The organism is Archangium lansingense, from assembly GCF_026626635.1.
Taxonomy (GTDB): Bacteria; Myxococcota; Myxococcia; order Myxococcales; family Myxococcaceae; genus Archangium; species Archangium lansingense.
Genome location: NZ_JAPNKA010000001.1, coordinates 866,989 through 891,207 on the forward strand (window position 1 = coordinate 866,989; position 24,219 = coordinate 891,207).

Genomic DNA, 24,219 nt, shown 5'->3' on the forward strand with positions numbered 1-24,219 from the left:
CGGGAGCAGCCTTTGAACCGTCGCACCAGCCATTCCACGCGGACCAAGACCGGGAAGAAGATTCGCAAGCCCACCACGCTCGCGCGTCATGCGCACACCCGCCCGCGACGGGTCGCGACGGTCGAGGCTCTCGAGACACTGCTGGAATCGCTGCGAGCCGTCACCCACGGTGACTTCTCCGTGCGACTTCCCCCCGAGGCGCAGCCCCAGGCGATGGAGGACATCGCCCACGCCTTCAACGCCATGGTGGCGATGAACCAGCGAATGCAGGACGAGCTGGTGCGCGTGGAGCGCGTGGTGGGCCGCGAGGGCCAGATGGCGGAGCGCGCCTCGCTGGGCCCCGTCAGCGGCGGATGGGCCTCCAGCATTGGCTCCATCAACTCGCTCATCGCGGACCTGGTGCAGCCGACCACGGAAGTGGCGCGCGTGCTGGGCGCGGTGGCGCGTGGTGACCTGACGCAGAAGATGGCGCTGGATCTACCGGGGCAGCCGGTGAAGGGCGAGTTCCTTCGCATCGGCACCACGGTGAACGCGATGGTGGATCAGCTCAGCTCGTTCGCCGCCGAAGTGACGCGCGTTGCGCGCGAAGTCGGTACGGAAGGAAAGCTGGGAGGCCAGGCGCGCGTGCCCGGTGTCGCCGGTACGTGGAAGGACCTCACCGACAGCGTGAACCAGCTCGCCAACAACCTCACCGCCCAGGTGCGAAACATCGCCGAGGTGACCACCTCCGTGGCCCGCGGTGACCTGTCGCGCAAGATTACGGTCGATGCGCGCGGCGAGGTGCTCGAGCTGAAGAACACCGTCAACACGATGGTGGATCAGCTCCGCTCGTTCGCCGGCGAAGTGACGCGCGTCGCGAAGGAAGTCGGTACCGAGGGCAAGCTGGGTGGCCAGGCCGATGTGCCCGGCGTCTCCGGCGTGTGGAAGGACCTCACCGACAACGTGAACCTGATGGCCTCCAACCTCACCACCCAGGTGCGAGGCATCGTCAAGGTGGTGACCGCGGTCGCCAACGGTGACCTGTCCCAGCGCCTCGTCGTCGATGCCAAGGGCGAGGTGGCCGCGCTGGCCGACACGCTCAACAGCATGACGAAGACGCTCGGCATCTTCGCTGACCAGGTGACCAGCGTCGCCAAGACGGTGGGCGTGGAAGGCAAGCTGGGCGCCCAGGCGGATGTGCCCGGTGTCGCCGGTACGTGGAAGGACCTCACCGACAACGTGAACCTGCTGGCCAACAACCTCACCGCCCAGGTGCGAAACATCGCCGAGGTGAGCACGGCCGTTGCCCGCGGTGACCTGTCCAAGAAGATTACGGTCGATGCGCGGGGCGAGGTGCTCGAGCTGAAGAACACCATCAACACGATGGTGGAGCAGCTCCGCTCGTTCGCCGGCGAGGTGACGCGCGTCGCGAAGGAAGTCGGTACGGAAGGAAAGCTGGGCGGTCAGGCCGACGTGCCAGGCGTCTCCGGTACGTGGAAGGACCTCACCGACAACGTGAACTTCATGGCCTCCAACCTCACCAGCCAGGTGCGCAACATCGCGCTGGTGACCACCGCGGTGGCCAATGGCGACCTGTCGCGCAAGATTACGGTCGACGTGAAGGGCGAAATCCTCGAGCTGAAGAACACCATCAACACGATGGTGGACCAGCTCCGCTCCTTCGCCGCCGAGGTGACGCGCGTCGCTCGCGAGGTGGGTACGGAAGGAAAGCTGGGCGGCCAGGCCGAGGTGCAGGGCGTGTCGGGCGTCTGGAAGGACCTGACCGACAGCGTGAACTCGATGGCCTCCAACCTCACCAACCAGGTGCGCAACATCGCCAAGGTGACGACGGCCGTCGCGAACGGTGACCTGTCCAAGAAGATCACCGTCGACGCGAAGGGTGAGATTCTCGAGCTGAAGGACACCATCAACACCATGGTGGATCAGCTCAACGCGTTCGCCTCCGAGGTGACCCGCGTGGCCCGCGAGGTCGGTACCGAGGGCAAGCTGGGTGGCCAGGCGCGTGTGCCCGGTGTCGCCGGTACGTGGAAGGACCTCACCGACAACGTGAACCTGATGGCCCGCAACCTGACCACCCAGGTGCGCGGCATCGTCAAGGTGGTGACCGCGGTCGCCAACGGTGACCTCACCCAGAAGCTCGTCGTCGACGCCAAGGGCGAGGTGGCCGCACTGGCCGACACCATCAACAGCATGACGGACACCCTGGGCACCTTCGCTCAGCAGGTGTCCTCGGTGGCCCGCGAGGTCGGTATCGAGGGGAAGCTGGGTGGTCAGGCCAAGGTGCCCGGTGCCCGCGGTGCCTGGAGGCAGCTGACCGACAACGTGAATCAGCTCGCCGGTAACCTGACGTCCCAGGTGCGCGCCATCTCCGAGGTGGCCACCGCCGTGACGAAGGGTGACCTGACCCGGTCCATCTCCGTTGATGCCCAGGGCGAGGTCGCGGCCCTGAAGGACAACATCAACCAGATGATCGTCAACCTCAAGGAGACGACTCAGAAGAACACCGAGCAGGACTGGCTGAAGACGAACCTCGCCAAGTTCTCCGGCATGATGCAGGGCCAGAAGAACCTGGAGGCCGTCTCCCGGCTCATCATGTCCGAGCTGACGCCCCTGGTGTCCGCTCACCACGGCGCCTTCTTCCTCATGGACACCGAGGATGGCGCGCCCGTGGCCAAGCTCACCTCCAGCTACGCCTACCGCGAGCGCAAGAACGTGGGCAACCGCTTCCGCCTCGGCGAGGGCGTGGTGGGCCAGTGCGCCCTGGAGAAGAAGACCATCCTCCTCACCCACGTGCCGGCGGACTACATCCGCATCACCTCCGGCCTGGGCGAGGCCAGCCCTCTCAATGTCATCGTCCTGCCCGTCCTCTTCGAGGGCGAGGTGAAGGCCGTCATCGAGCTGGCCTCCTTCCACCCGTTCAGCGCCATCCACCAGATCTTCCTGGACCAGCTCACGGAGAGCATCGGCGTGGTGCTCAACATGATCATGGCCAACATGCGCACCGAGGAGCTGCTGCGTCAGTCGCAGAGCCTCGCCAACGAGCTCCAGAGCCAGTCGCGCGAGCTCACCCAGCAGCAGGAGGAGCTCAAGCGCTCCAACTCGGCGCTGGAGGCCCAGGCCCTCGAGCTGGAGGAGAAGGCCAAGCTGCTCGAGCAGCAGAACATCAAGGTGGAAGAGAAGAACCGCGAAGTCGAGCAGGCGCGCTCCTCCCTGGAAGAGAAGGCCGAGCAGCTCTCGCTCATCTCCAAGTACAAGAGCGAGTTCCTCGCCAACATGTCCCACGAGCTGCGCACGCCGCTCAACAGCATGCTCGTGCTGGCCAAGCTGCTCGCGGACAACTCCGACGGCAGTCTCGGCCGCAAGCAGGTGGAGTACGCGGAGACCATCTACTCCTCGGGTGGGGACCTGCTGTCCCTCATCAACGAGATTCTCGACCTGTCCAAGGTGGAGGCCGGGAAGATGCAGGTGGAGCCGCGCGACTCGGCCGTGGCGGAGCTGGTGGAGTTCGCCCGCCGCACCTTCGGCCCCGTGGCCGAGCAGAAGCACCTGGGCTTCCTCACCGAGGTGGGCCCGGAAGTGCCGGCCACCGTCTTCACGGACCCGAAGCGGCTGCAGCAGATTCTGAAGAACCTGCTGTCCAACGCCTTCAAGTTCACCAGCACGGGCCAGGTGACGCTGCGCATCCGCATGGCGGACACCGAGGAGCGCTTCGCCGCGCCCGAGCTGGTGGAGGCCGATCAGGTGCTCGCCTTCTCCGTCATCGACACGGGCATCGGCATCCCCGAGGACAAGCAGAAGCTCATCTTCGAGGCCTTCCAGCAGGCCGATGGCACCACCAGCCGCAAGTACGGCGGCACCGGTCTGGGCCTCTCCATCAGCCGCGAGCTGGCACGGTTGCTCGGTGGCGAAATCCGCGTGAGGAGCGCGCGCGGGGCGGGCAGCACCTTCACCCTCTACCTGCCGCGCAGCTACAGCGGCCCCGAGCGGGGCGGCGAGCCGGCCAGCGACACGGACGGTGGCTACACCCCCATGCTGCGCGAGCTGCTGCCGCGTGACGAGGTGCACGGCACCGCGGCGCCCCATCCCCTGGCGGATGACCGGGATGACCTGGGCCAGGATGACCGCGTGCTGCTGGTGGCGGTGGATGACCTGGAGTTCGCCCGCGGCCTGGTGGCCACGGCCCACCAGAGCGGCCTCAAGGCCCTGGTGGCCACGCGCGGCGATGTCGCGCTCTCGCTCGCCCAGCGGCTCAAGCCCTACGCCATCGTCTTGCAGCTCGGCCTGCCCGTCATCGACGGCTGGAGCGTGTTGGATCAACTCAAGCGCGACCCGCGCACCCGCCGCATCCCCGTCCAGGTGGTGAGCGTGGACCGGCTGCGCGGCGCCTCGTGCGGCGGCGGCTTCGTCTACCTCGACCGGCCCTTCACGCCCGAGGCCATCCAGGGCGCCTTCTCCCACCTGGAGCTCAAGGGCAACGGCTCGCCCCGCAAGCTGCTGCTGGTGGACCCCAAGCCCGAGCTGAATGCTTGCGTGCAGCAGCTCATCGACATGGGCGAGTCCCTGGAGATGCGCCAGCTCGAGTCCCACCGGGCGGTAGAGGCTCTGGACCGGGGTGAGGTCGACGCACTCGCCCTGGACCTGGCCTCGCCGGGTGGACGCGGAATGAAGCTGCTGGTGGAGCTGGTGCGCCGGCCTGCTCGCCTGCCCCCCGTGCTCCTCTATAGCGGCTCCCAGCTCCTGCCGGATGACGAGCGGCGGCTGCGGCGCTCGGCCGAGGCCGTGCTGCTCGAGGCGGCTGCCCGCTTGCCCGAGGCTGTCATCGCCGAGGTGGGCCGCTTCCTGCGTCGCGTAGGGGACCAGTCCCGCGTCTCCGCCGAGGAGATGAAGGAGCTCTCTCGCTCGCTCACCGGCCGCAAGGTTCTGCTTGTGGACGATGACGCGCGCAACATCTTCGCTCTGACCAGTGTCCTGGAGAACCATGGAATGCAGGTGACGTTCGCGCAGGACGGACGGGCGGCCATGGACTTGATGGAGAAGAATCCGGAACTGGATGTGGTTCTGCTGGACGTGATGATGCCGGAGATGGACGGCTACCAGGCGATGCGCGCCATCCGCGCGGACCCCCGGTGGGCGTCGTTGCCGGTCATCGCCATCACCGCGCGGGCCTTGAAGGACGATCGCGAGAAGTGCCTGGAAGCAGGTGCGTCCGATTATCTGTCCAAGCCGGTCGATACCGAGCGGCTCTTGGAGTTGATTCGCCGGTGGGTGGAACCTTGCGCGGGAGCGAGATGACAGCGATGACGTGGTCCGAGGGGGGTAATAGCGGTAGCCTGCCGATTCAGGTGGTGTTGCCGCGGGCACGCATCCTGGTTGTCGATGACCACGCTCCCAACCTCCTCACCCTGGAAGCCACGCTCGGCGACCTGGGTGAGGTGGTGAAGGCGCACTCGGGGGAGGAAGCCCTCCTCCACCTGCTACGCGAAGACTTTGCTCTCATCCTGCTGGACGTGCAGATGCCGGGGTTGGACGGCTTCGAGACGGCCCGGCTCATCAAGGAGCGCGAGCGCTCGCGCTTCATCCCCATCATCTTCCTCACCGCGCGCAGCCGGGACGCCTCGCACGTGTTCCGCGGCTATGCCCAGGGCGCGGTGGACTACGTGCTCAAGCCCTTCGCGCCGGAGATTCTGCGCTCGAAGGTGTCCGTCTTCGTGGAGCTGTTTCTCAAGGAGGAGCAGCTCAAGCAGCAGGAAGCGCTGATGCGCCGGCGCGAGCGCGAGGCGCTCGAGCGGGAGAGCGCCTACCGCTACCGCCTGCTGAGCGATGCCATGCCCTTGTGCGTGTTCACCGCCAGCCCGGACGGCCGGCTGCGCTACGGCAACCGCGCCTGGATGGAGCTGTCTGGCCTGCCGGCCGAGGCGGTGGAGGACCTGTGGCGCTCGGAGGTGGTGCACCCGGAGGACCGCGAGGAAGTGCACGCCGCCTGGTGTCAGTCGGTGCGCACCGGTCAGCCCTTCGAGGTGCAGTTCCGGCTGCGCTCCCAGCGAGACCAGGGTTTCCGCTGGCACCTGGGTCGGGCCGTACCGGAGCGCAACGAGCGGGGCCGCATCACCGGGTGGATCGTCACCGCGACGGACATCAACAACCAGAAGCAGGCCGAGGAGGAGCTGGCCCAGGCGAACGCGGCGAAGGACGCCTTCCTGGCCGCTGCCTCGCACGAGCTGCGCACGCCGCTGGCCGCGGCGAAGATGCAGGTGCAGCTCGCGCAGCGGAAGTTCGGCGCCGAGCTGACGGATGGACCGCGCCGAGCGCTCGAGGGGTTGGACCGGCAGGTGGACCGGATGACCAAGTTGGTGTCGGACCTGCTGGACGTGAGCCGACTGCTCACCGGCCGTCTGTCGCTGGAGGTGGAGGAGTTCGACCTGGTGCCTCTGCTGCACGCCACCTGCGAGCGTCTGCAGTCGCTCTCCACCGAGCACCGGCTGAAGTTGGAGACTCCCGCGTCGATGTCCATGCGGGGAGACCCGGGGCGCATCGAGCAGGTGGTGACCAACCTGGTGGCCAACGCCATTCGCTACTCACCTCAGGGTGGAGTGGTGGAGCTTCAGGCGTGGTCCGAGGACGGCAACGTCCTGCTCCGGGTGCGGGATCAGGGCATTGGCATCCCGGCGGAGAAGCTGCCCCTCATTTTTGAACGTTTCGGTCAGGCCCATGGAGCGCGTTATGGCGGTCTTGGCTTGGGGTTGACCATTTCCCAAGGCATCATCGAGCAGCATGGCGGGCGCATCTGGGCGGAGTCGCGGGGCGTCGAGGGAGAGGGCAGTACCTTCCACGTGTGTCTGCCGCTCCAGTCCTGACTTCTAGAGCGGGTCCTTCCGTCATCGAAGGGGCTGTTTCACGAGGTGGGGAGAAAGGGATGAGGTTTGCGCGCGGGCGATCTTCCCGAAGAAGTGCGTCGGTTCATCACCGACCACATCGACTCGGTGGAGCAGTTGGAGATACTCCTGCTCCTGCACCAGCACCCGGAGCGTTCCTGGACCGCGGAGTCGGTGGCGCGAGAGCTGCGGATCTCCGCCCTGTCCGCCGATGACCGGCTGAAGGACATGGCGCGCTCGGGGATCCTGGCCAAGGTCCAGGGCAGCGAGGTGGAGTACCGCTATGCCCCGAGCCAGCAGCTGGGGGATGTGGTGGCGGGTCTCGCCACGGCGTACGCGGAGCGCCGTGTGACCGTCATCAACCTCATCTTCTCCAAACCTATCGACAAGATCCGGACTTTCGCCGATGCCTTCCGGCTCCGGAGGGACGATGATGACAATGGCTGACGCGGTCTTCCTGTTGTGTGCGGCGACCAGCCTCGCCTGCGCGTGGCTGCTCCTGAGAGGGTATTCCCGCAACCGGGTCCCCCTGCTGCTGTGGAGCAGTCTCTGCTTCGTGGGGCTGGCGGTGAACAACATCCTGCTGGTGGTGGACCTGATGGTCATTCCCAAGGGGCCTGACCTGACCACCTTCCGGCATCTGTCCGCGCTCGTGTCTCTGGTCCTGTTGGTATTCGGCCTCATCTGGGATTCAGAATGAACGACTTCATCTCCGGCACGGTGTTCGCCCTGTGCTGTGTGGCGGGGCTGTTCTTCCTGCGATTCTGGAAGAAGACGAGGGATCGCTTCTTCGCGTTCTTCGCCGCCTCCTTCTGGCTGATGGGGCTGCACCGGGTGGTGCTGATGGCGATGCGGCTCACCGACAGTGAGAACGTCGTCGCGGCGTATCTCATCCGGTTGGTGGCCTTCGTGCTCATCCTGGTGGCCATCGTGGACAAGAACCGGATCGTGCCTCGCAAGTAGGGTGGGGACCTCGTGTTTGCTCACCGAGGGCAGGCGTCTGCCTCGGGTGACGACCTGAGTACCCACGCTGTGTCCGCTGGCCGTGTGTGAGCCGCCTCCAGCCATGGCACTCCGCTTGCGTCGTTCCTGTCTGGCGCTGGATGGAGTGTCCAGCGGCTGGCGGTGGAGGCGTACCAGGGTATGAGCGGGCGTCGGTGGTGGGACTGGGGTCTGGTGGTGGCCTGCCGGGCAGCAATGAGCCGCTCGGACGAGATCGAGATGATCAGGGGGCAGGAGCCCCTGACGCGGGCGCAGTCGATCCACCACCACCTCCTCCTCCGGTAGATGCGGGGACTCCCGATGCGGGCCCTGTCGAGCCGCCCCCACCTCCACCTCCTCCTCCTCCGCCTCCGGTGGACGCAGGGACTCCTGATGCAGGCACGGTCGAGCCGCCACCGCCGCCTCCGGTAGACGCGGGGACTCCCGAGCCTGACGCGGGTACGGTCGAGCCGCCTCCACCGCCTCCGGTAGACGCGGGGACTCCCGAGCCTGACGCGGGTACGGTGGTCTATCCGGACGCTACGGGGTGGACGTTCTACGGTCCGGAGCATGGCGCGCCGCACGAGGTGCTCGGCGTCACGGAGGACGAGGGCGGCAATCTCTGGGTGGCCGGTGGCGAGGAGGGGCTGTTCCTCCTGCGTCCAGGGGCGAGCACCTTCGAGCGCTTCACGATGGACGATGGCCTGCGTCCCTATGGCTTCCTGAAGAACGGGATCGCGCCCGTGGGACCGAAGTACCTCAAGGTCCTCTCGGTAGCGGGAGGCCCCGCGGGAACGGTGTTCGTCGGTTACCAGGGCCTGCCGGACTGCGAGAGCAACTACTACACGCCGGGCGCGAAGAACCCGAACAGCTACAAGAGCGGTGACGCGGACAAGGTCACGCTGACGGAGACGGGCATCGACGTCGTCCACTACGACATCTCGTCCGGCCCGGGCGTGGTGGGCGAGGAGTCGGGTGGACGCGAGAAGCTCTGCTCCGTGCTTCGCATCGTCTGGGACAAGAAGCACGGCCACCTGTGGTTCGGCGCCAACCACGGTTTCGCCTGGGGCGATCCGGAGCACACGGGAACTCCTCCGGACTGCAACGGCCAGCGGGAGTGCTCGGGCGTGATGGAGCATGCGCACCCGCACATCAACGCGAAGGACGCCAGCGGGCACGTCTTCCGGCTCACGGACGCCTATTACGGCATCGCGGTGCGGCCGGATGGGGACGTGTGGTTCGGCGGAGCCAACCGCTCCACGCGCTTCCGCTTCATGAGCATCAAGACCCCGCGGGACTTCGAGACGGCGCGCAAGCAGACGGAGAACGGCTCGGCCATCAAGAATCGCATCGATCTCTGGCCGGACCTGGTGGACGAGGTGGGGATTCCCGGCCCCTCGGACCGGGTGGATGACCTGGTGTCGGGCATGGCGCTGATGCCGGATGGCTCGGTGTGGGTGAGCTCCTTCGCCCGGGGCCTGGCCCACATGGACGCGACGGGCGTGGTGAACCGGTACGTGCTCGGTACGGGGGCGGACCGCTTCGTCTCCTCGCTGGCGAGAGACTTGGCCGATGACAGCCTCTGGGCGGGCCACCGCTGGGGCGGCGGACTCACCCGGCTGAAGGAGGACATGGTGATGCGCTACAGCCAGGCGCTCGGCGCGCTCTCGTACCACCCTGTCTGGGACATCCAGTCCGTGGGCAGCGGGCCGGAGCGCCGGTTGCTGGTGGCCTTCGGGAGCGAGAGCGGACGCCCGGGTGCCATCGGCATCTACCGCGGCGAGTAGCCGGGGACGAGCCGGGCCGCACGTGTGTCTCGGCGCGCGGCCTGTGTCATGCTCCGTGTCCGTTCGCTCACGGAGAGGGATTCCATGCGCATCGTCCGAGGCTTCTGGGTCATCCTGCTGGTCCTGGTGGGCTGTGGTCATACGTCCAGCGAGCAACTCGTGGACCGGAGCGGTGCCGAGGACGAGCTCTACGCGATGGCCATGCGCGCCCTGCTCGACGATTCGCGGTTTTCACGCACGGTGTTCTGCCTGGGGCTCCAAGGCCGTCCACCCCATCCGGCTTTTTTCGCGCGCTTCGCGACCCATCCTGCACGCGTCGAGCCGCAGTCCGCATGCACTGGGGCACCGCGCGAGCTTCCCGATGGGCGGGAGGCCTCCTTTCTTCCAATGGAGTTCGAGCCCATTGATTGGAGTAAGCCGGAGAGGCCACTCGTGCGTGCCTCCATCATTGTCGCTAGAGGCTATGAGGTCTTCGAGCTCGAGATGCGCTTCGCGCGAGATGGGGAGCGCTGGCGGGTCCGCCACCGCAGCCTCAAGTACTCGGGCTGTACGGAGCAGGCGCAGCTCTGGTGAGTGCCACCGGGTGCAGCCTCAATCTTTCGTCATGAGGCGTCGTCGGACGAAGTGAGGACTACAGCGGGAGGACCGCGTCCTTGCCTCGGAGCGGAGCCGGAATGCCGTCCACGGGCAGCCGGAGCTGGAAGGCGGTGCCCTGGCCCGGCTGGCTGCGCACTTCGATCCGCCCGCCCATGCCCTGCACGATGGTGTTGCAGATGGAGAGTCCCAGTCCGGTGCCCACGCCCACCGGCTTGGTGGTGAAGAAGGGCTCGAAGATGCGCCGCTGGATTTCGATAGGAATGCCCTGCCCGTTGTCCTCCACCTGCAGCACCACGTGGTGGGGCCCCTCGCGCCACGTGGACACCTGGATGCGGTTGTCGTCGGGCGTACGCGGGGGAAGCGCCTGCAGCGCGTTCACCAGCAGGTTGATGAGCACCTGTCCCAGCCGCGACTCGTTGCCTCTCACGGGCGGAACCTCTCCAAAGGCGCGCACCACCTGGGTGCGGTGCCGCAGCGCGCTGCGCATCAGCCGCAGGGCGCTGTCCACCACGCGGTGCACATCCACCGGGCCGCTGCGCTCGTCGTCGGCCCGCGCGAAGGACTTCAGGTCCTGCACCAGCTCGCGGATGCGCCCCACGCCCTCGCGCGTCTCCGAGAGTACCTCGCGCAGCTCGGGCAGCGCCTCGGGCATCACCATCATCTCGGTGAGCTGCTCCTCCAGGTAGGTGAGGTTGGCGGAGACGAAGGTGAGCGGGTTGTTGATCTCATGCGCCACCCCGGTGGCGAGCGTGCCCGCCGACACCATGCGGTCCGCCATCCGAAGCTGCGCCTCCAGCCGCTTGCGCTCGGTGATGTCGCGGCAGAGCACCATGAGCAGGGAACGGCCCCCGCCCGTGAAGAGCGCCTTCCGGGTGACGAGCGTGCGCCCCTGGCCGGAGATGTCGGTGAAGCCGTCCTCGGACTCGTGGGGCTGGCCGGTGGTGAAGACTTGCTCGTCCTGCCGCCGGAAGGTGTCCGCCTCGGCCTTGGTATAGAAGTCGCGGTCCGTCCTGCCCAGCAGCTCCTCGATGGGGCGCCCCATGAGCCGGCAGAAGGCACTGTTCATGGCCACCCACCGGTACCCCCGGTCCTTCACCAACAATGGCTCTGGCACGGTGTCGAGCGTCTTCTGCAACTGGTCGCGCGAGCGCTCCATCTCGTCGCGCTGGTGTCGGCGCTCCAGCTCGAAGCCCGCGCGCACGGCGAAGGCATTGATGAGCGCATAGTCGAGCTGATGCGCCGCGAGTGGCTTGTCATTGAGGACGGCCAGCACGCCAATGGGGTTGCCACTCGAGTCCTTCAGGGCCGCGCCCAGGTAGCTGCGCAGGCCCTGCTCGTGCAGCATCGTGTCCTCGGGGAAGCGCGCGGCCACGCCGTCCGGGTAATGGCAGAGGGCCCGCTCGACGGTGACCTGGCACGGCGTCCCGGCGAGCGCGTAGGGCGGCAGCTCGCAGAAGTCGCCCAGGTTGAAGCAGGCCAGCTTGCGCACCGAGTCCCCGTCCAGCTCACCCACCAGCGCGCACGTGACGTCGAGCGCCTGGGCGAGCTGTCTCACCAGCACCTGGAAGAAGTCGGGGCCGGGCTCGGCCAGGGTGAGCTCGAGCAGGGCCTGGAGCGTGGCCTCCGTCCGCTTGCGGTGCCCACCCGCCACCAGCGCCGAGGGCTCCAGGGCTCGCAGCCGCCGCTCGAGTGCGATCAGCCGCGCGCCCCAACGTCCACCTGGCGGTGTCAGGCATTCGTCGGCGCCCGCCTGATCCAACGCGTCGAGCTCGTCCGGGCCGCGCTCCGTCAGCACCACCAACTGGGAACGCGTGGGATCTCTTCGGGAGTGCAGTCGCTGGCAGATGGTGAGCGTGTGCTGCACGGGCCCGCCCGCGTCCCAGAGCACCAGCAGCCCCGGTGGAAGGGACTCGGGCAGCTCCTCCAGGCCTCGTGCGTGCTGGACCTGGCACTCCACCGAGTGACGTGCGCCCGCCTCGTGAAGCGTGCGCTCCCACTCCCCGGTGACCGCCTGCGGAACTCCCAGCATGACGACGTGCATGGCACTCCTCCCCCTTGTCGCACTTGTCGCTCGTGTAGCTTGTCCGGCGTCAAGGTGGGTTGACGCACCACATCATACCCTGTCTTCCGGACACCTTCCTGGTTTGCTCTCCGTGCGAGTCAGGGAGCAAGCGATTGTGACGTTCGGTGCTGGACGTCTTCAGGGTGCGACAGAGACGGCGACGTCGCCCAGGCCGTCCACGGTGAGGCGGATGCGGTCTCCGGGCTGGAGCATGTGCGCCGCGGTGGCGGCACCGGCGAGCACGATGCTGCCGGCGGGAAGCGACTCGCCCCGCTCGTCGAGCAGCTCGCAGAGCTGGACGACGGACAACAGTGGGTCTCCGGAGATGGCATCCGAGCGCGCCGCCTGGACGCGCTCGCCATTCACCTCCATCACCATCTGGAGTCCGGCGAGGTCCAGCTCGCGGGGCGGGCGCTCGGTGGTGCCCAGGACGAAGAGTGAAGAGGAGGAGTTGTCCGCCACCACGTCGGGCAGGGAGAAGTATTTGAATCCGGTGTAGCGCGAGTCGAGGATCTCCATCGCCGCGAAGACACTGGCGCAGGCGTCGAGGGCCTGCTCGCGGGTGATGCGGCCGCACAGCTCACGCGAGGTGCGGAAGGCGATCTCCGGCTCGATTTTGGGGTGGATGGCGCCCTGGAGCCGCAGCGTGCCGCCAGCGGGGACCTGCATGCGGTCGGTGAGGACGCCGTAGATGGGCGAGTGCAGGTTCATCTGCTGGCGCTTGGCCTCGGAGGTGAACCCCATCTTCAGGCCCACCACGTGCTCGCCGCGAGCGGTGCGCAGGCGGATGCCCTCGGCCTGGATGGCGTAGCCCTCCGGGAGTGAAAGGGCGGAGTGCTCCCGGGTGAGGGGCGGAATCTCGCGAGCCTCCAGCCGTGCCTGGTCCAACAGCCGGGCCAGCTCTTCGTGCATGCGTGCCGTCATCGCCACCTCCGAAGTGGGGAACGACATGTTTTCTAATGCTCTCGGCGGCAGCGCAAGCTACCGGCGTGGCGCGAACCGGGGAAACGCGCCAAGGTCCGCAATCCCAAGGGGGATTCAAACATGACAAAACGCACGTTCGAGGATTCCAGGCAGGAAGGCGGCCTTCACCACCGGCTGGCTCAGCTCGCCGGCGAGTGGGAGGGAACGACGAAGACGTGGTTCGAGCCGGACAAGCTCGCGGACGAGTCGCCCTGGCGCGGGACGATCCGCCCCGTGGTGGGAGGGCGGTTCGTGATGCACGAGTACGAGGGCTCGATGCAGGGCAAGCCGCTCTCCGGGGTGGCCATCTACGGCTACCACGTGGACTCGGACCGCTTCGAGATGGCCTGGGTGGACAGCTTCCACACCGGCACGAGCATCCTGTTCTCCAAGGCGGCGAACGAGAGCCGGGGCTACAACGTCCTGACCAGCTACGAGGCTCCATCCGGGCCGCCCTGGGGATGGCGGACGGAGATTCAGCAGCCCGAGCCGGACCGGCTGATCATCACGCACTACAACATCATCCCCGACAACACCATCCCCGGCGGCCTGGAGGCCAAGGCCGTGGAGACGGTGTATCGGCGGAAGCGCTGAGCCGCGGTTGTTCTCCTCACGGGGAAGGCTCCACTGCTGAACGTCGTGGAGCCTCCACCCCGGTGGCCGCGGCATGAGGCCCGTGGTATTCCCCGCCCCGGCCGGACAGAGGAGGGTTCACGCATGGAGAAGGTCCTCAATTACATCGGCGGTGAGCTGGTTTCCCCGAGCTCCCAGCGCTGGTTCGACAAGCCAGACCCCTCCACCGGAGAGCCCTCCGTGCAGGTGCCGGACTCGGATGAGAAGGACATCCAGCGGGCCGTAGAGGCCGCTCGGAACGCCTTCCCAGCCTGGGCCGCCACCCCGGCGGCCGAGCGGGCCCGATTGCTGCGCCGCGTCGCGGACACGCTGCGTACCCGGCTGGATGCTTTCGCCCGCGCCGAGGCCATCGACACCGGCAAGCCGCTGAAGCTGGCCTCCACGGTGGACATCCCTCGGAGCATCCACAACTTCGAGTTCTTCGCGGACGCGGTAACGCAGTTCTCCTCCGAGGCCCACGTCATGGACGGCGGGGCCATCAACTACACGCTGCGCTCGCCCCTGGGCGTGGTGGGGTGCATCTCCCCGTGGAACCTGCCGCTGTACCTGCTCACCTGGAAGCTCGCGCCCGCGCTGGCCATCGGTAACTGCGTGGTGGCCAAGCCCTCCGAGGTGACGCCCATGACGGCGTACCTGCTCGCTCAGGTATGCCGCGAGGTGGGCCTGCCTCCCGGCGTGCTCAACATCGTCCACGGCTACGGCGCCAAGGTGGGCGCTGCGATGAGCAGCCACCCGGACATCAGCGCCATCTCCTTCACCGGCAGCACGCGCACGGGTGCGGAGATTGCCCGCACCGCCGCGCCGCTCTTCAAGAAGCTCTCGCTGGAGATGGGCGGGAAGAATCCCAACGTCATCTTCGCCGACTGCGACTTCGACGAGGCGCTGGCCACCACGGTGCGCTCGTCCTTCTCCAACCAGGGTCAAATCTGTCTCTGCGGCTCGCGCATCTTCGTGCAGGCGCCCATCTACGAGCGCTTCAAGGCAGCGCTGGTGGAGCGCACGCGGGCCCTGAAGGTGGGAGATCCGCTGGAGCCGACGACGGACCAGGGCGCGCTGGTGTCCCCGCAGCACTTCGAGAAGGTGATGGGCTGCATCGAGGTGGCTCGCAAGGAAGGGGGCCGCATCCTCACCGGAGGCAAGCGTGTGGAGGTGCCGGGGCGCTGCCGCAACGGCTGGTTCGTGGAGCCCACGCTCATCGAGGGCCTGGGCCACGCGTGTAGCACCAACCAGGAAGAGATTTTTGGCCCGGTGGCCACGCTCGTGCCCTTCGAGACGGAGGATGAGGTGCTCGCCTGGGCCAACAGCACGCGCTACGGGCTGGCGGCGAGCGTGTGGACGCGCGACGTGAGCCGGGCGCACCGCTTCGCGGCGAAGCTGGAGAGCGGCATCGTCTGGGTGAACTGCTGGATGCTGCGCGACCTGCGCACGCCGTTCGGCGGAGTGAAGGACTCGGGCGTGGGGCGCGAGGGCGGCTGGGATGCGCTGCGCTTCTTCACCGAGCCCAAGAACGTGTGCGTGAAGATATGAGCAACCACGAGCGAGTCGATTCTCAGAAGGCCCCGGAGCCGGTGGGCCTCTATCCCCACGCCCGGCGCGTGGGCAACCTGCTGTTCCTCTCTGGCGTGGGTCCGCGCGAGCGCGGGAGCAAGAAGATTCCCGGCGTCGAGCTGGATGCCCAGGGCAACATCGTCTCGTACGACCTGGAGACGCAGTGCCACTCGGTGTTCCGCAACGTGCGCTACATCCTGGAGGAGGCGGGCTCCTCGTGGGACCGGCTGGTGGACGTGACGGTGTACCTCACGGACATGAAGAAGGACTTCCCCACGTACAACCGCCTGTGGGCCGAGTACTTCAAGGACGTGCCCACTCCGCCGTGCCGGACGACGCTCGGCATCACCGCGTTGCCCACGCCCATCGCTATTGAGCTGAAGTGCATCGCCACCATCGGGGATTGAGATGAGCCGACTGCAGCCCCTCAACTTCAAGAAGTGGATTGAAGAGCATCGCCACCTGCTCAAGCCCCCCGTGGGCAACCAGATGGTGTGGCAGGACCGGGACTTCATCGTGATGGTGGTGGGCGGGCCCAACTCGCGCACCGACTTCCACATCGACGCGAGCGAGGAGTTCTTCTACCAGCTGGAGGGAGACATCAACCTGCGCGTCATGGAGGACGGCAAGCCCCAGGACATCCCCATCCGCGAGGGGGAGATCTTCCTGCTGCCGCCCCTGGTGCCGCACTCGCCGCAGCGGCCGGCGGGGACGGTGGGCCTCGTCATCGAGCGCAAGCGTCGCGAGGGCGAGCTGGATGGCTTCGCGTGGTTCTGCCCCCAGTGCAACACCAAGCTGTATGACGAGTTCCTTCAGGTCACGAACATCGTCACCCAACTCCCGCCCATCTTCGAGCGGTTCTACGGCAACCCGGAGCGCTGCACCTGCAAGCAGTGCGGCTTCCAGGTGACTCGCGAGAAGCGCAAGGCATGAAGATCGACATCCATACGCACCTGCTGCCGCCCGAGCTGCCGCGCTTCGCCGAGCGCTACGGCTATGGCGGCTTCATCACGTTGGAGCACCATGCCCCGTGCCGGGCCCGCATGGTGCGCGATGACGGGAAGTTCTTCCGGGAGATTGAGAGCAATTGCTGGGACCCGGTGAAGCGCATCGAGGAGTGTGATGCGCACGGCGTCAGCGTGCAGGTGCTGTCCACCGTGCCGGTGATGTTCGGCTACTGGACGAAGCCGGAGCACGGGTTGGACCTCTCGCGCTTCCTCAACGATCAGCTGGCCTCGGTGGTGAAGGCGCATCCGAAGCGCTTCGTGGGTCTGGGCACGGTGCCCTTGCAGTCTCCGGAGCTGGCCGTGCGCGAGCTGGAGCGCTGCGTGCGCGAGCTGGGCATGGCGGGCGTGCAGGTGGGCTCGCATGTCAACGGCCTCAACCTGGGCGAGCCGGAGCTGTTCCCCTTCTTCGAGGCCGCGGCTGACCTGGGCGCCGCCATCTTCGTGCACCCCTGGGACATGCTGGGCGAGGCGCGGATGAAGAAGTACTGGATGCCCTGGCTGGTGGGCATGCCCGCCGAGGTGGCGCTGGCCATCTGCTCGCTCCTCTTCTCGGGCACGCTGGAGAAGCTGCCGAAGCTGCGGCTTGCCTTCGCGCACGGCGGCGGTGCCTTCCCGGGCACCTTCGGTCGCATCGAGCACGGCTTCCAGGTGCGGCCAGACCTGCTCGCCGTGGACAACCCCACGCCCCCGCGCGAGTACCTGGGCCGCTTCTGGGTGGACTCGCTGGTTCACGACCCGGACATGCTGCGCTTCATCGTGCGGCTGTTCGGCCCGGACAAGGTGGCGCTCGGCAGTGACTATCCGTTCCCGCTCGGCGAGGACCGGCCGGGCACGCTGGTGGAGTCCCTCGCGGAATTCGACGCCGCCACCCGGGAGAAGTTGTTGTTCCGTAACGCGCTCGAGTGGCTCGGACGCTCGTATGAGGAGTTCAGGTAGATGAGCAGCGAAGGCGTGCGGTTCGAGGCCAGTGAGGAGTTCGCCCGGCGCATGGACGCGGAGGACCCGCTGCGCCACTTCCGGGACGAGTTCCTCTTCCCCCTCCACCATGGCGAGCAGTCCATCTACCTGGTGGGCAACTCGCTGGGGCTCCAGCCGCGCAAGGCGAAGCCCTATGTGGTGGAAGCGTTGGAGGACTGGGAGAAGCTGGGCGTGGAGGGCCACTTCGCCGCCAGGCACTCGTGGATGCCCTACCATGAGCTGCTCACCGAGCAGACGGCGCGGTTGGTGGGCGCGCAGCCGCTCGAGGTGGTGGTGATGAACACCCTCTCGGTGAACCTGCACCTGATGATGGTGTCCTTCTACCAGCCCACGCGCGAGCGCTCGAAGATCCTCATGGAGGCCGGGGCCTTCCCCTCGGACCAGTATGCGGTGGCCTCGCAGGTGCGCTTCCACGGCTACAGCCCCGAGCGGGACATCCTCCGCCTCACGCCGCGCCCCGGTGAGGAGACGCTGCGCACCGAGGACATCCTCGAGACAATTGAGCGGCACGGGCGGGAGATCGCCCTGGTGATGCTGGGCAACGTGAACTACCTCACGGGCCAGGCCTTCGACATGGCGGCCATCACCCGGGCCGCGCACCGGCACGGCTGCCGGGTGGGCTTCGACCTGGCGCACGGCGCGGGCAATCTCCTGCTGTCGCTGCACGACACCGGGCCGGACTTCGCGGTGTGGTGCTCGTACAAGTACCTCAACGGCGGCCCAGGCACGCTGGGCGGCGTCTTCGTCCACGAGCGCCACGCGCGTAACAACGCGCTGCCGCGCTTCGAGGGCTGGTGGGGTCACAACAAGCAGACGCGCTTCCAGATGGGGCCGGACTTCGACTCCATTCCGGGCGCCGAGGGCTGGCAGTTGTCCAACCCGCCCATCTTTCAGATGGCGGCGCTGCGCGCGTCCATGGAGCTCTTCGACCGCGCCACCATGCCGGCCCTGCGCCGCAAGAGCGACCTGCTCACCGGCTACCTGGAGTTCCTCCTGGACCGGCTCCCGCCCGGCTTCGTGCGCATCATCACGCCGAGGGACCCGAAGCAGCGGGGCGCCCACTTGTCGCTGCGCTTCAGCAAGGAGCCCCGGAAGCTGCTCGAGAAGCTTACGGCGCAGGGTGTCGTCTGCGACTTCCGTTCACCGGACATCATCCGCGCGGCTCCGGCTCCGCTCTACAACAGCTTCCTTGACGTATACCGCTTCGCGGGGGTTCTCGAAGGGCATGCACGAGATTGACCAGACCGGACGCGTGACGGTGGTGGGGGCGGGCCTGGTGGGCTCGCTCCTGGCGATGTATCTGGCGAAGCGCGGCTTCCAGGTGGATGTCCTGGAGCGGCGCCCGGACATGCGGCGCGAGGAGATTGGCGCTGGCCGCTCCATCAACCTCGCCATCTCCACTCGCGGGCTTCACGCCCTGCGGCAGGTGGGGCTGGAGGAGGAGGCGCTGCGCCACGCCATTCCCATGCGCGGGCGCATGATTCATTCGCCCTCGGGCGAGCTGGCCTATCAGGCGTACGGGAAGGACGAGTCCCAGGCCATCAACAGCCTGTCTCGCGCGTGGTTGAACAAGTTCCTGATGTCTCGGGCGGAAGCCACGGGCCGGGTGCGCATCGAGTTCAAGCAGCGCGTACAGCACGCGGACTTCCAGAAGGGCGTGCTCGAGGTGGTGGACGAGTCGAGCGGCAGCACGCGCGAGGTGCGCACCCCGGTGATGTTCGGCACGGACGGCTCGGGCTCGGCGGTGCGGCGCGAGCTGACGCTGCTGCCGGGACATGGCTCGGCTCAGGAGCAGCTCAGCCACGGGTACAAGGAGCTGACGATTCACGCGGGCCCGGGTGGTGCGTTCCAGATGGAGAAGCACGCTCTGCACATCTGGCCGCGCGGCTCGTACATGCTGATTGCCCTGCCGAACGAGGATGGCAGCTTCACCTGCACGCTGTTCCTGCCCTTCCAGGGGCCGGTGAGCTTCGAGTCATTGCAGACGCCGGCGCAGGTGAAGGCCTTCTTCGAGCAGCAGTTCCCGGACGCGCTGGCGCTGATTCCGGACCTGGTGCACGACTTCTTCCAGAACCCCACCGGGACGATGGTGACGGTGAAGAGCGCTCCGTGGCACGTGGACGGCAAGGCGCTGCTGCTGGGAGACGCGGCGCACGCCATCGTGCCTTTCTTCGGGCAGGGGATGAACTGCGGCTTCGAGGACTGCGTGGTGCTGGAGGAGTGCCTCGGGCGGCACACGCGGTGGCAGGACGCCTTCGAGGAGCTCTTCCGGCTGCGCAAGGCGAACGCGGATGCCATCGCGGACATGGCGGTGGAGAACTTCGTGGAGATGCGGGACAAGACGGCGGACCCGCGCTTCCTGCTCGAGAAGGCCGTGGAGAAGGTGTTGCTCAATGCCTTCCCGGGCCAGTTCTTGAGCCGCTACACGCTGGTGAGCTTCAGCCGTGTGCCGTACCGTCTGGCGTACGAGGTGGGAGCCATCGCGGGCGGCATCGTCGCCGAGCTGTGCGCGGGCCTCACCCGGGCGGAAGACGTGGACCTGCAACGGGCCCGCACGCTCATCCACGAGCGGCTGGTGCCCTTCGTGAAGGAGCATTCGGATGGATTTGGGCTTGCGAGGTAGGAGGGCGCTGGTGCTGGGCGCCTCGGCAGGACTGGGGTACGGCATCGCCGCGCAGTTGGTGAAGGAAGGGGCGCGGGTGGCCATCTGCTCGCGCGATGAGGCACGCATCCGCGATGCCGCTCAGCGCATGGGCGCCGAGTTCGGCGTGACGGCGGACCTGACGAAGCCGGGCACGACGAAGGAGCTGGTGGAGAAGGTCGCCGGGGCGATGGGGGGCGTGGACATCCTCGTGGTGAACACGGGAGGGCCGCCCAAGGGGAGCATCGAGAAGCTCACCACCGAGCAGTGGCAGGAGGGCTTCCAGAGCCTGTGGATGAGCGTGGTGGAGGGGCTCCAGGCGGCGCTGCCAGGGATGAAGGAGCGGCGCTGGGGCCGCATCATCCTGGTGACGTCGGTGGCCGCGCGCGAGGCGATGCCGCTGCTGACTGTCTCCAACGGGTTGCGGGCGGGGCTCCTGGGACTGGTGAAGACGGTAAGCAACGAGGTGGCCGAGCACGGCATCACCATCAACGGCGTGCTGCCGGGCTACCACGCGACGGAGCGCCTCAAGGAACTCGGCGTTCCCGAGGACAAGATTACGTCGCAGATTCCCGCGCGCCGCCTGGGCAAGCCCGAGGAACTGGGAGCACTGGTGACGTTCCTCGCCTCGGAGCAGGCGGGCTACATCACCGGCCAGTCCGTCGTCATCGACGGCGGCTGGATGCGCGGGTTCTGATTAGCAGATGCCCTCGCCCTGTTTGAAGGGCGGGGGCACCGTGGTGCAACCCTGGGGCGGACTGTCGAGGCCCCCGCGCTGCCCTCCACGTCGCCGCGAAGGACCCGCCAAAGCTCATGGGGCATCCGGGGGGGCCTTACTCGGAGACTGGCGGCCCGAGTTCTTCTGGAAGCGGCGTCCGAAGAAAACTCAGTCCCCTCGGCAACTGGATCACTTGGAAGCCCTGGCCCGCGATGCTGACGAGCTCTCCGTCGGTTGCCTTTCCGCTGGATAGCCATTCATCGGCTTCCTTCTGCGTCGCGAACACATGAGAAACCTTGACCTTGAACTCAGGGTCAAAGAACTCTTGATAGTATTTTAGGAAGTCGTCCAGCTTCCTGATGCGCCGGACATAGAGCAGCGAAATCGCTGCAAGCTGGATTGTCGCCTCCTCTTTTGAACCCGCCTGATACATCTTGCTCGCGGCGTCCAAGGTTCCAAGAGCGTCATCCATTTCAAAGTCTTTGATATGTGCCACTTCAGCACTGAGCCTTTACTGGCCTAGAGAGCAATGGGCGCCAGAATCAGCGCACCAGAGCCACCTGTTGCAACGACGAAGGCGGCGCCAGCAACCAAGACGATGGTTCCAACGGCCACCTCGGTCTGATGGTTTCGTAGCCAGCCGAGCGCCGCGTCGATGTTCGAGAAATGCCGATCCTTTTTCCTCTCCCGTTCTCAACGAAATTCATCGACAATGTAGACCCCCGTTCGGGAAAATTCGAGCAGTGCATTTCCAGGGCGCGAACCCGGTTTCTTCAAGAGCCCACCGCGACCCAGACGGGCGACGGCACAGATTGGAACTGTCTCACCGTCAGGAGGGCGTGCCTCGTAGTACCGGATGACGACGTTGGGCCCTCCCGTCCAGATCTGCCCGTACAGCCGGGTCACAGGGGGAAAAGGCCCCAAGTCTTCGGTCAAGTAGCTCTCCACTGGACCGTCGTTGAGCGAAACAGGGCTCTGGCCGCTCTGGTTGGCGTCGATTTCCGCGGTGGAGCTATCCCCAGGCCGGAGTTGAAGGTACCTCATGGCCTCGAGAGCCTTGTCCGGGCACTTCTGCGGTCCGGGGCTTCCGTCCGGTCGCATGGAAACACCAGACCCCGTGCAACCGAGACCCAGGCACGACGCGAGGGCAATGGCCGAAACGAACGTTGCATTATTTGGGTACATGGGAGGGTTCTTGCTCTTCGCATTCATGCTTGCCAGGCCAGAAATCAGGGGGGATGAATCAAGGCAACAGGTGTTTGACATCCCATACGATGTAGCCCTGTTGGCGTCCCCCGTTCCTGAAAAGCTCAAATACAATCTTGTCGCCATCTTTGATGGGGTCGAATGACGATAAATCAGCCACCAAAGCAACACGTCCGGATTGGCCCGGACCGATTCTGCTCGGATAGGCCTGAGCGGCAAAAGGCAGTGAATCACCTGTGTCAAGCGCTGAGACCTGCGCCGATTGCGTCCCCCATGGCCTCTTGGGATCCGTATTGGTCACATGAAAAACCATGGCGACTTTCTTGGTCGCCGGCTTTTCTGTTGTAACGAGGGTGGAGACCAGAATTTCGATTCCTTCCTCGCGCAGCAACCTCTTGTCCAACTCCTTGAACCCGGTGAGCGCGACCTTGCCGCGAGCCAGGAGCATGGAGAGCGCGTGGTCCTCAGAGTCCATGACCTCGCTTCTCCAGGCAATCTCGTCTCTTTGTTGGCGGACCTGGGCGCGGAGCCGCTTGTTCTCCTTGCGCTGTTCCTCAAGGTTCACCCGGACCGTTTCGGGAGACTCTGGATCGGGGTAGACATCAACCTGCATGTCCCTGCGTGTCTCGCTGGCAGTGACGGTGAAGGGCAACTCGGTGCCGTCCTCAAGCGTCACCACCAGGAGCAATCGATCCTCGGAAGCGAGGTCTTTGAGGGGCTCTATCAGCACCTTCTTCCCGACGCACTCCACGGGCTCGAAGCGGCCTTCCCAGCCCAGCATCTTCGTCCGGTCCGGGTCACAGGGGTGCTGGAACCGGAGCACCGTGACCACCTTCCCGGCTACGTAGAGCTCCGGAACCTTCGACGCGGGAGCGTTCGAGAGGAAGAGGGCCCGATGCACCGAAGAATACTTCGTTGGGATCGGCTCGGGGTGGGCTCCCGCGACCGTGGACACCGCCAGGCAGGCGAGTAGAACGGCCTTTTGCATCGGGTACGTGGGCCAGGTCAGCATGGGGGGGGGGGCAGGGAACCTATCAGACCCCATCCCGGACGGCAGGTCCTTGGGCTCGCCGTTACCTCGGAGGACAGGCCCCCATGGGCCGTTCGAGGCTCGGCTTCATGGTCTTCGAGTCCCCATCAATCAGGTCCGGGTGCCTGAAACCCTTGGGTATCATGACCGGGTGCCACCGGGGGCGGCGCTCCCGATGCGCCCCGGGGCCCCCGAAAGAATGCGGCCATGAGTGAGCCGAGCCTCTCCGCCTTCTTCTGGTCCGTCGCGGACCTGCTGCGCGGTGACTACAAGCAGTCCGAATACGGGAAGGTCATCTTCCCCTTCACCGCCTGAAGAAGCCCATGGGCGACCAGGACAACATCGGCGAGAACCTCCGCGCCTACGTGCAGGGCTTCTCGCCCGCGGCTCGCGAAGTCATCCGGCTCATGGTCAACCTCCTCTTCATCGAGGATAATGACGCGCTCTCCAGGCCCGGCGTGGTGCGCTCCCTCTACGACCCGACGGCTGGCACCGGCGGCATGTTGAGCGTGGCCAGCTCAGTAAAGGATGCAGTCGAACTTCTCGATGACTGCCTTGAGCTCTTCGGGAGTGGTCTCTAGCAACCTGGCGGCAGCGGGAGCGTAATAGGTTAGGGCGCTGGTCGCCGGTGGATTCTGGAGGAGCGTGTCCGGGATGATATCGCCATGGACACCTGGCCATTTGACGCTGCGCAGTTCGGGAGCATGTCCGATGGGGTCGAGGATGGTGAAGCAGGGCCACCTGGGAAAGCGAAGGGTGGCAGGGTCCGCGCCCATGATGCGGCAACCATCCAGGCGAGCCTCGGAGAAGTCGCAGTCCTCGATGGCGCCGTGTTCCCAACCTGTGCCGTAGTTGGGCCAGTGCCCGAAGTCGCACCCGGTCAGCCGCCCCTTGAAGCGGCACCCCTTGAGGGAGGCCTTCACCCATTGTTGGTGATTCTTCAGTTCCTGCCTCACCTCGAAGGTGCAGTCGAAGAACCGTGCCCCGACGATGATCAGGTTCCTGGCGGAGACCTTCAGGATGACGGTGCAGTTTCTAAGCGACAGGTTGGGGCCAAGGAAATAGAGCGAGTTCTTGTCCGTCAACTCCAGCCGCTCGTTTGCAATCTCCTTGTCCTCGATGAGGACGTTCTCGAGCCACCCCATGGTCGCTCCTTTCAGAAGGTGAGCATCCGGAAGAACTCACCCGCCATGCGT

At 66.4% G+C, this 24,219-nt stretch carries 22 protein-coding genes; 17 read left to right on the top strand and 5 right to left on the bottom strand.

Annotated elements, in window-relative coordinates; genetic code table 11:
- Positions 1-12: 12 nt before the first annotated feature.
- The 7 genes from OV287_RS03465 (at position 13) to OV287_RS03495 (ending at position 10,213) form a co-directional block, all read left to right on the top strand.
- Entirely contained in the window at positions 13-5,292 is a 5,280-nt protein-coding gene (locus OV287_RS03465; RefSeq protein WP_267532535.1) for a HAMP domain-containing protein, read from the top strand.
- 5 nt (positions 5,293-5,297) lie between these two features.
- Complete coding sequence (locus tag OV287_RS03470; protein WP_267532536.1) at positions 5,298-6,854, top strand: ATP-binding response regulator; 1,557 nt, start codon at positions 5,298-5,300, stop codon at positions 6,852-6,854.
- A 66-nt stretch (positions 6,855-6,920) separates the two neighbouring features.
- Entirely contained in the window at positions 6,921-7,319 is a 399-nt protein-coding gene (locus tag OV287_RS03475) for a hypothetical protein (RefSeq protein ID WP_267532537.1), read from the top strand.
- Positions 7,303-7,572 (top strand): DUF5985 family protein, encoded by a 270-nt coding sequence (locus OV287_RS03480; protein WP_308809544.1) that lies wholly within the window; start codon positions 7,303-7,305, stop codon positions 7,570-7,572. The genes OV287_RS03475 and OV287_RS03480 overlap by 17 nt, the downstream gene beginning before the upstream one ends.
- Positions 7,569-7,835, top strand: coding sequence for a DUF5985 family protein (locus tag OV287_RS03485; protein ID WP_267532538.1), 267 nt, complete (start codon positions 7,569-7,571; stop codon positions 7,833-7,835). The genes OV287_RS03480 and OV287_RS03485 overlap by 4 nt, the downstream gene beginning before the upstream one ends.
- A 197-nt stretch (positions 7,836-8,032) precedes the next feature.
- On the top strand, positions 8,033-9,640 hold the full coding sequence (locus OV287_RS03490; protein WP_267532539.1) for a ligand-binding sensor domain-containing protein: 1,608 nt from the start codon (positions 8,033-8,035) through the stop codon (positions 9,638-9,640).
- An 84-nt stretch (positions 9,641-9,724) separates the two neighbouring features.
- Positions 9,725-10,213, top strand: coding sequence for a hypothetical protein (locus OV287_RS03495; RefSeq protein WP_267532540.1), 489 nt, complete (start codon positions 9,725-9,727; stop codon positions 10,211-10,213).
- Positions 10,214-10,271: 58 nt separating this feature from the next.
- Here OV287_RS03495 and OV287_RS03500 read toward each other — a convergent pair whose 3' ends face one another.
- Together OV287_RS03500 and OV287_RS03505 are read right to left on the bottom strand one after the other, a co-directional pair.
- The gene (locus OV287_RS03500; RefSeq protein WP_267532541.1) at positions 10,272-12,278 is read right to left on the bottom strand and encodes a two-component system sensor histidine kinase NtrB; all 2,007 of its coding nucleotides are present in this window, start codon (positions 12,276-12,278) and stop codon (positions 10,272-10,274) included.
- Positions 12,279-12,437: 159 nt separating this feature from the next.
- A complete protein-coding gene (locus OV287_RS03505; RefSeq protein WP_308809825.1) occupies positions 12,438-13,223 on the bottom strand; it encodes a 2-keto-4-pentenoate hydratase in 786 nt (261 codons plus the stop codon).
- Between the two features lie 120 nt (positions 13,224-13,343).
- On the opposite strand from OV287_RS03505, the gene OV287_RS03510 reads away from it, so the two are divergent.
- The 8 genes from OV287_RS03510 (at position 13,344) to OV287_RS03545 (ending at position 20,766) form a co-directional block, all read left to right on the top strand.
- Positions 13,344-13,856, top strand: a complete 513-nt coding sequence (locus OV287_RS03510; protein ID WP_267532543.1) for a DUF1579 domain-containing protein — start codon at positions 13,344-13,346, stop codon at positions 13,854-13,856.
- 123 nt (positions 13,857-13,979) lie between these two features.
- Positions 13,980-15,422 (top strand): aldehyde dehydrogenase, encoded by a 1,443-nt coding sequence (locus tag OV287_RS03515; RefSeq protein WP_267532544.1) that lies wholly within the window; start codon positions 13,980-13,982, stop codon positions 15,420-15,422.
- The gene (locus tag OV287_RS03520) at positions 15,419-15,850 is read left to right on the top strand and encodes a RidA family protein (RefSeq protein WP_267532545.1); all 432 of its coding nucleotides are present in this window, start codon (positions 15,419-15,421) and stop codon (positions 15,848-15,850) included. The genes OV287_RS03515 and OV287_RS03520 overlap by 4 nt, the downstream gene beginning before the upstream one ends.
- Position 15,851: 1 nt before the next feature.
- Positions 15,852-16,376, top strand: a complete 525-nt coding sequence (nbaC, locus tag OV287_RS03525) for a 3-hydroxyanthranilate 3,4-dioxygenase (protein ID WP_267532546.1) — start codon at positions 15,852-15,854, stop codon at positions 16,374-16,376.
- Positions 16,373-17,386 carry an amidohydrolase family protein gene (locus tag OV287_RS03530; RefSeq protein ID WP_267532547.1) on the top strand — a complete coding sequence of 338 codons (1,014 nt, stop codon included), beginning with the start codon at positions 16,373-16,375 and terminating at the stop codon, positions 17,384-17,386. The genes nbaC and OV287_RS03530 overlap by 4 nt, the downstream gene beginning before the upstream one ends.
- On the top strand, positions 17,387-18,667 hold the full coding sequence (kynU, locus tag OV287_RS03535; RefSeq protein WP_267532548.1) for a kynureninase: 1,281 nt from the start codon (positions 17,387-17,389) through the stop codon (positions 18,665-18,667). It abuts the gene before it with no gap.
- Positions 18,654-20,051, top strand: coding sequence for an FAD-dependent oxidoreductase (locus tag OV287_RS03540; protein WP_267532549.1), 1,398 nt, complete (start codon positions 18,654-18,656; stop codon positions 20,049-20,051). The genes kynU and OV287_RS03540 overlap by 14 nt, the downstream gene beginning before the upstream one ends.
- Positions 20,029-20,766: an SDR family oxidoreductase gene (locus OV287_RS03545; protein ID WP_267532550.1), complete on the top strand. Its 738-nt coding sequence runs from the start codon at positions 20,029-20,031 to the stop codon at positions 20,764-20,766. The genes OV287_RS03540 and OV287_RS03545 overlap by 23 nt, the downstream gene beginning before the upstream one ends.
- Positions 20,767-20,902: 136 nt before the next feature.
- Here OV287_RS03545 and OV287_RS03550 read toward each other — a convergent pair whose 3' ends face one another.
- Together OV287_RS03550 and OV287_RS03555 are read right to left on the bottom strand one after the other, a co-directional pair.
- Positions 20,903-21,259, bottom strand: coding sequence for a hypothetical protein (locus tag OV287_RS03550; protein WP_267532551.1), 357 nt, complete (start codon positions 21,257-21,259; stop codon positions 20,903-20,905).
- 771 nt (positions 21,260-22,030) lie between these two features.
- The gene (locus tag OV287_RS03555; protein ID WP_308809545.1) at positions 22,031-23,038 is read right to left on the bottom strand and encodes a DUF2381 family protein; all 1,008 of its coding nucleotides are present in this window, start codon (positions 23,036-23,038) and stop codon (positions 22,031-22,033) included.
- A 192-nt stretch (positions 23,039-23,230) separates the two neighbouring features.
- Here OV287_RS03555 and OV287_RS03560 point away from each other — a divergent pair, with 192 nt between their 5' ends.
- Both OV287_RS03560 and OV287_RS03565 read left to right on the top strand, forming a co-directional pair.
- Positions 23,231-23,338: a type I restriction-modification system subunit M N-terminal domain-containing protein gene (locus OV287_RS03560; protein ID WP_267532553.1), complete on the top strand. Its 108-nt coding sequence runs from the start codon at positions 23,231-23,233 to the stop codon at positions 23,336-23,338.
- Positions 23,339-23,346: 8 nt separating this feature from the next.
- A complete protein-coding gene (locus OV287_RS03565; protein ID WP_267532554.1) occupies positions 23,347-23,604 on the top strand; it encodes a hypothetical protein in 258 nt (85 codons plus the stop codon).
- On the opposite strand, the gene OV287_RS03570 is transcribed toward OV287_RS03565, so the two are convergent.
- A complete protein-coding gene (locus OV287_RS03570; RefSeq protein ID WP_267532555.1) occupies positions 23,542-24,168 on the bottom strand; it encodes a hypothetical protein in 627 nt (208 codons plus the stop codon). The genes OV287_RS03565 and OV287_RS03570 overlap by 63 nt on opposite strands.
- Positions 24,169-24,219 lie beyond the last annotated feature (51 nt).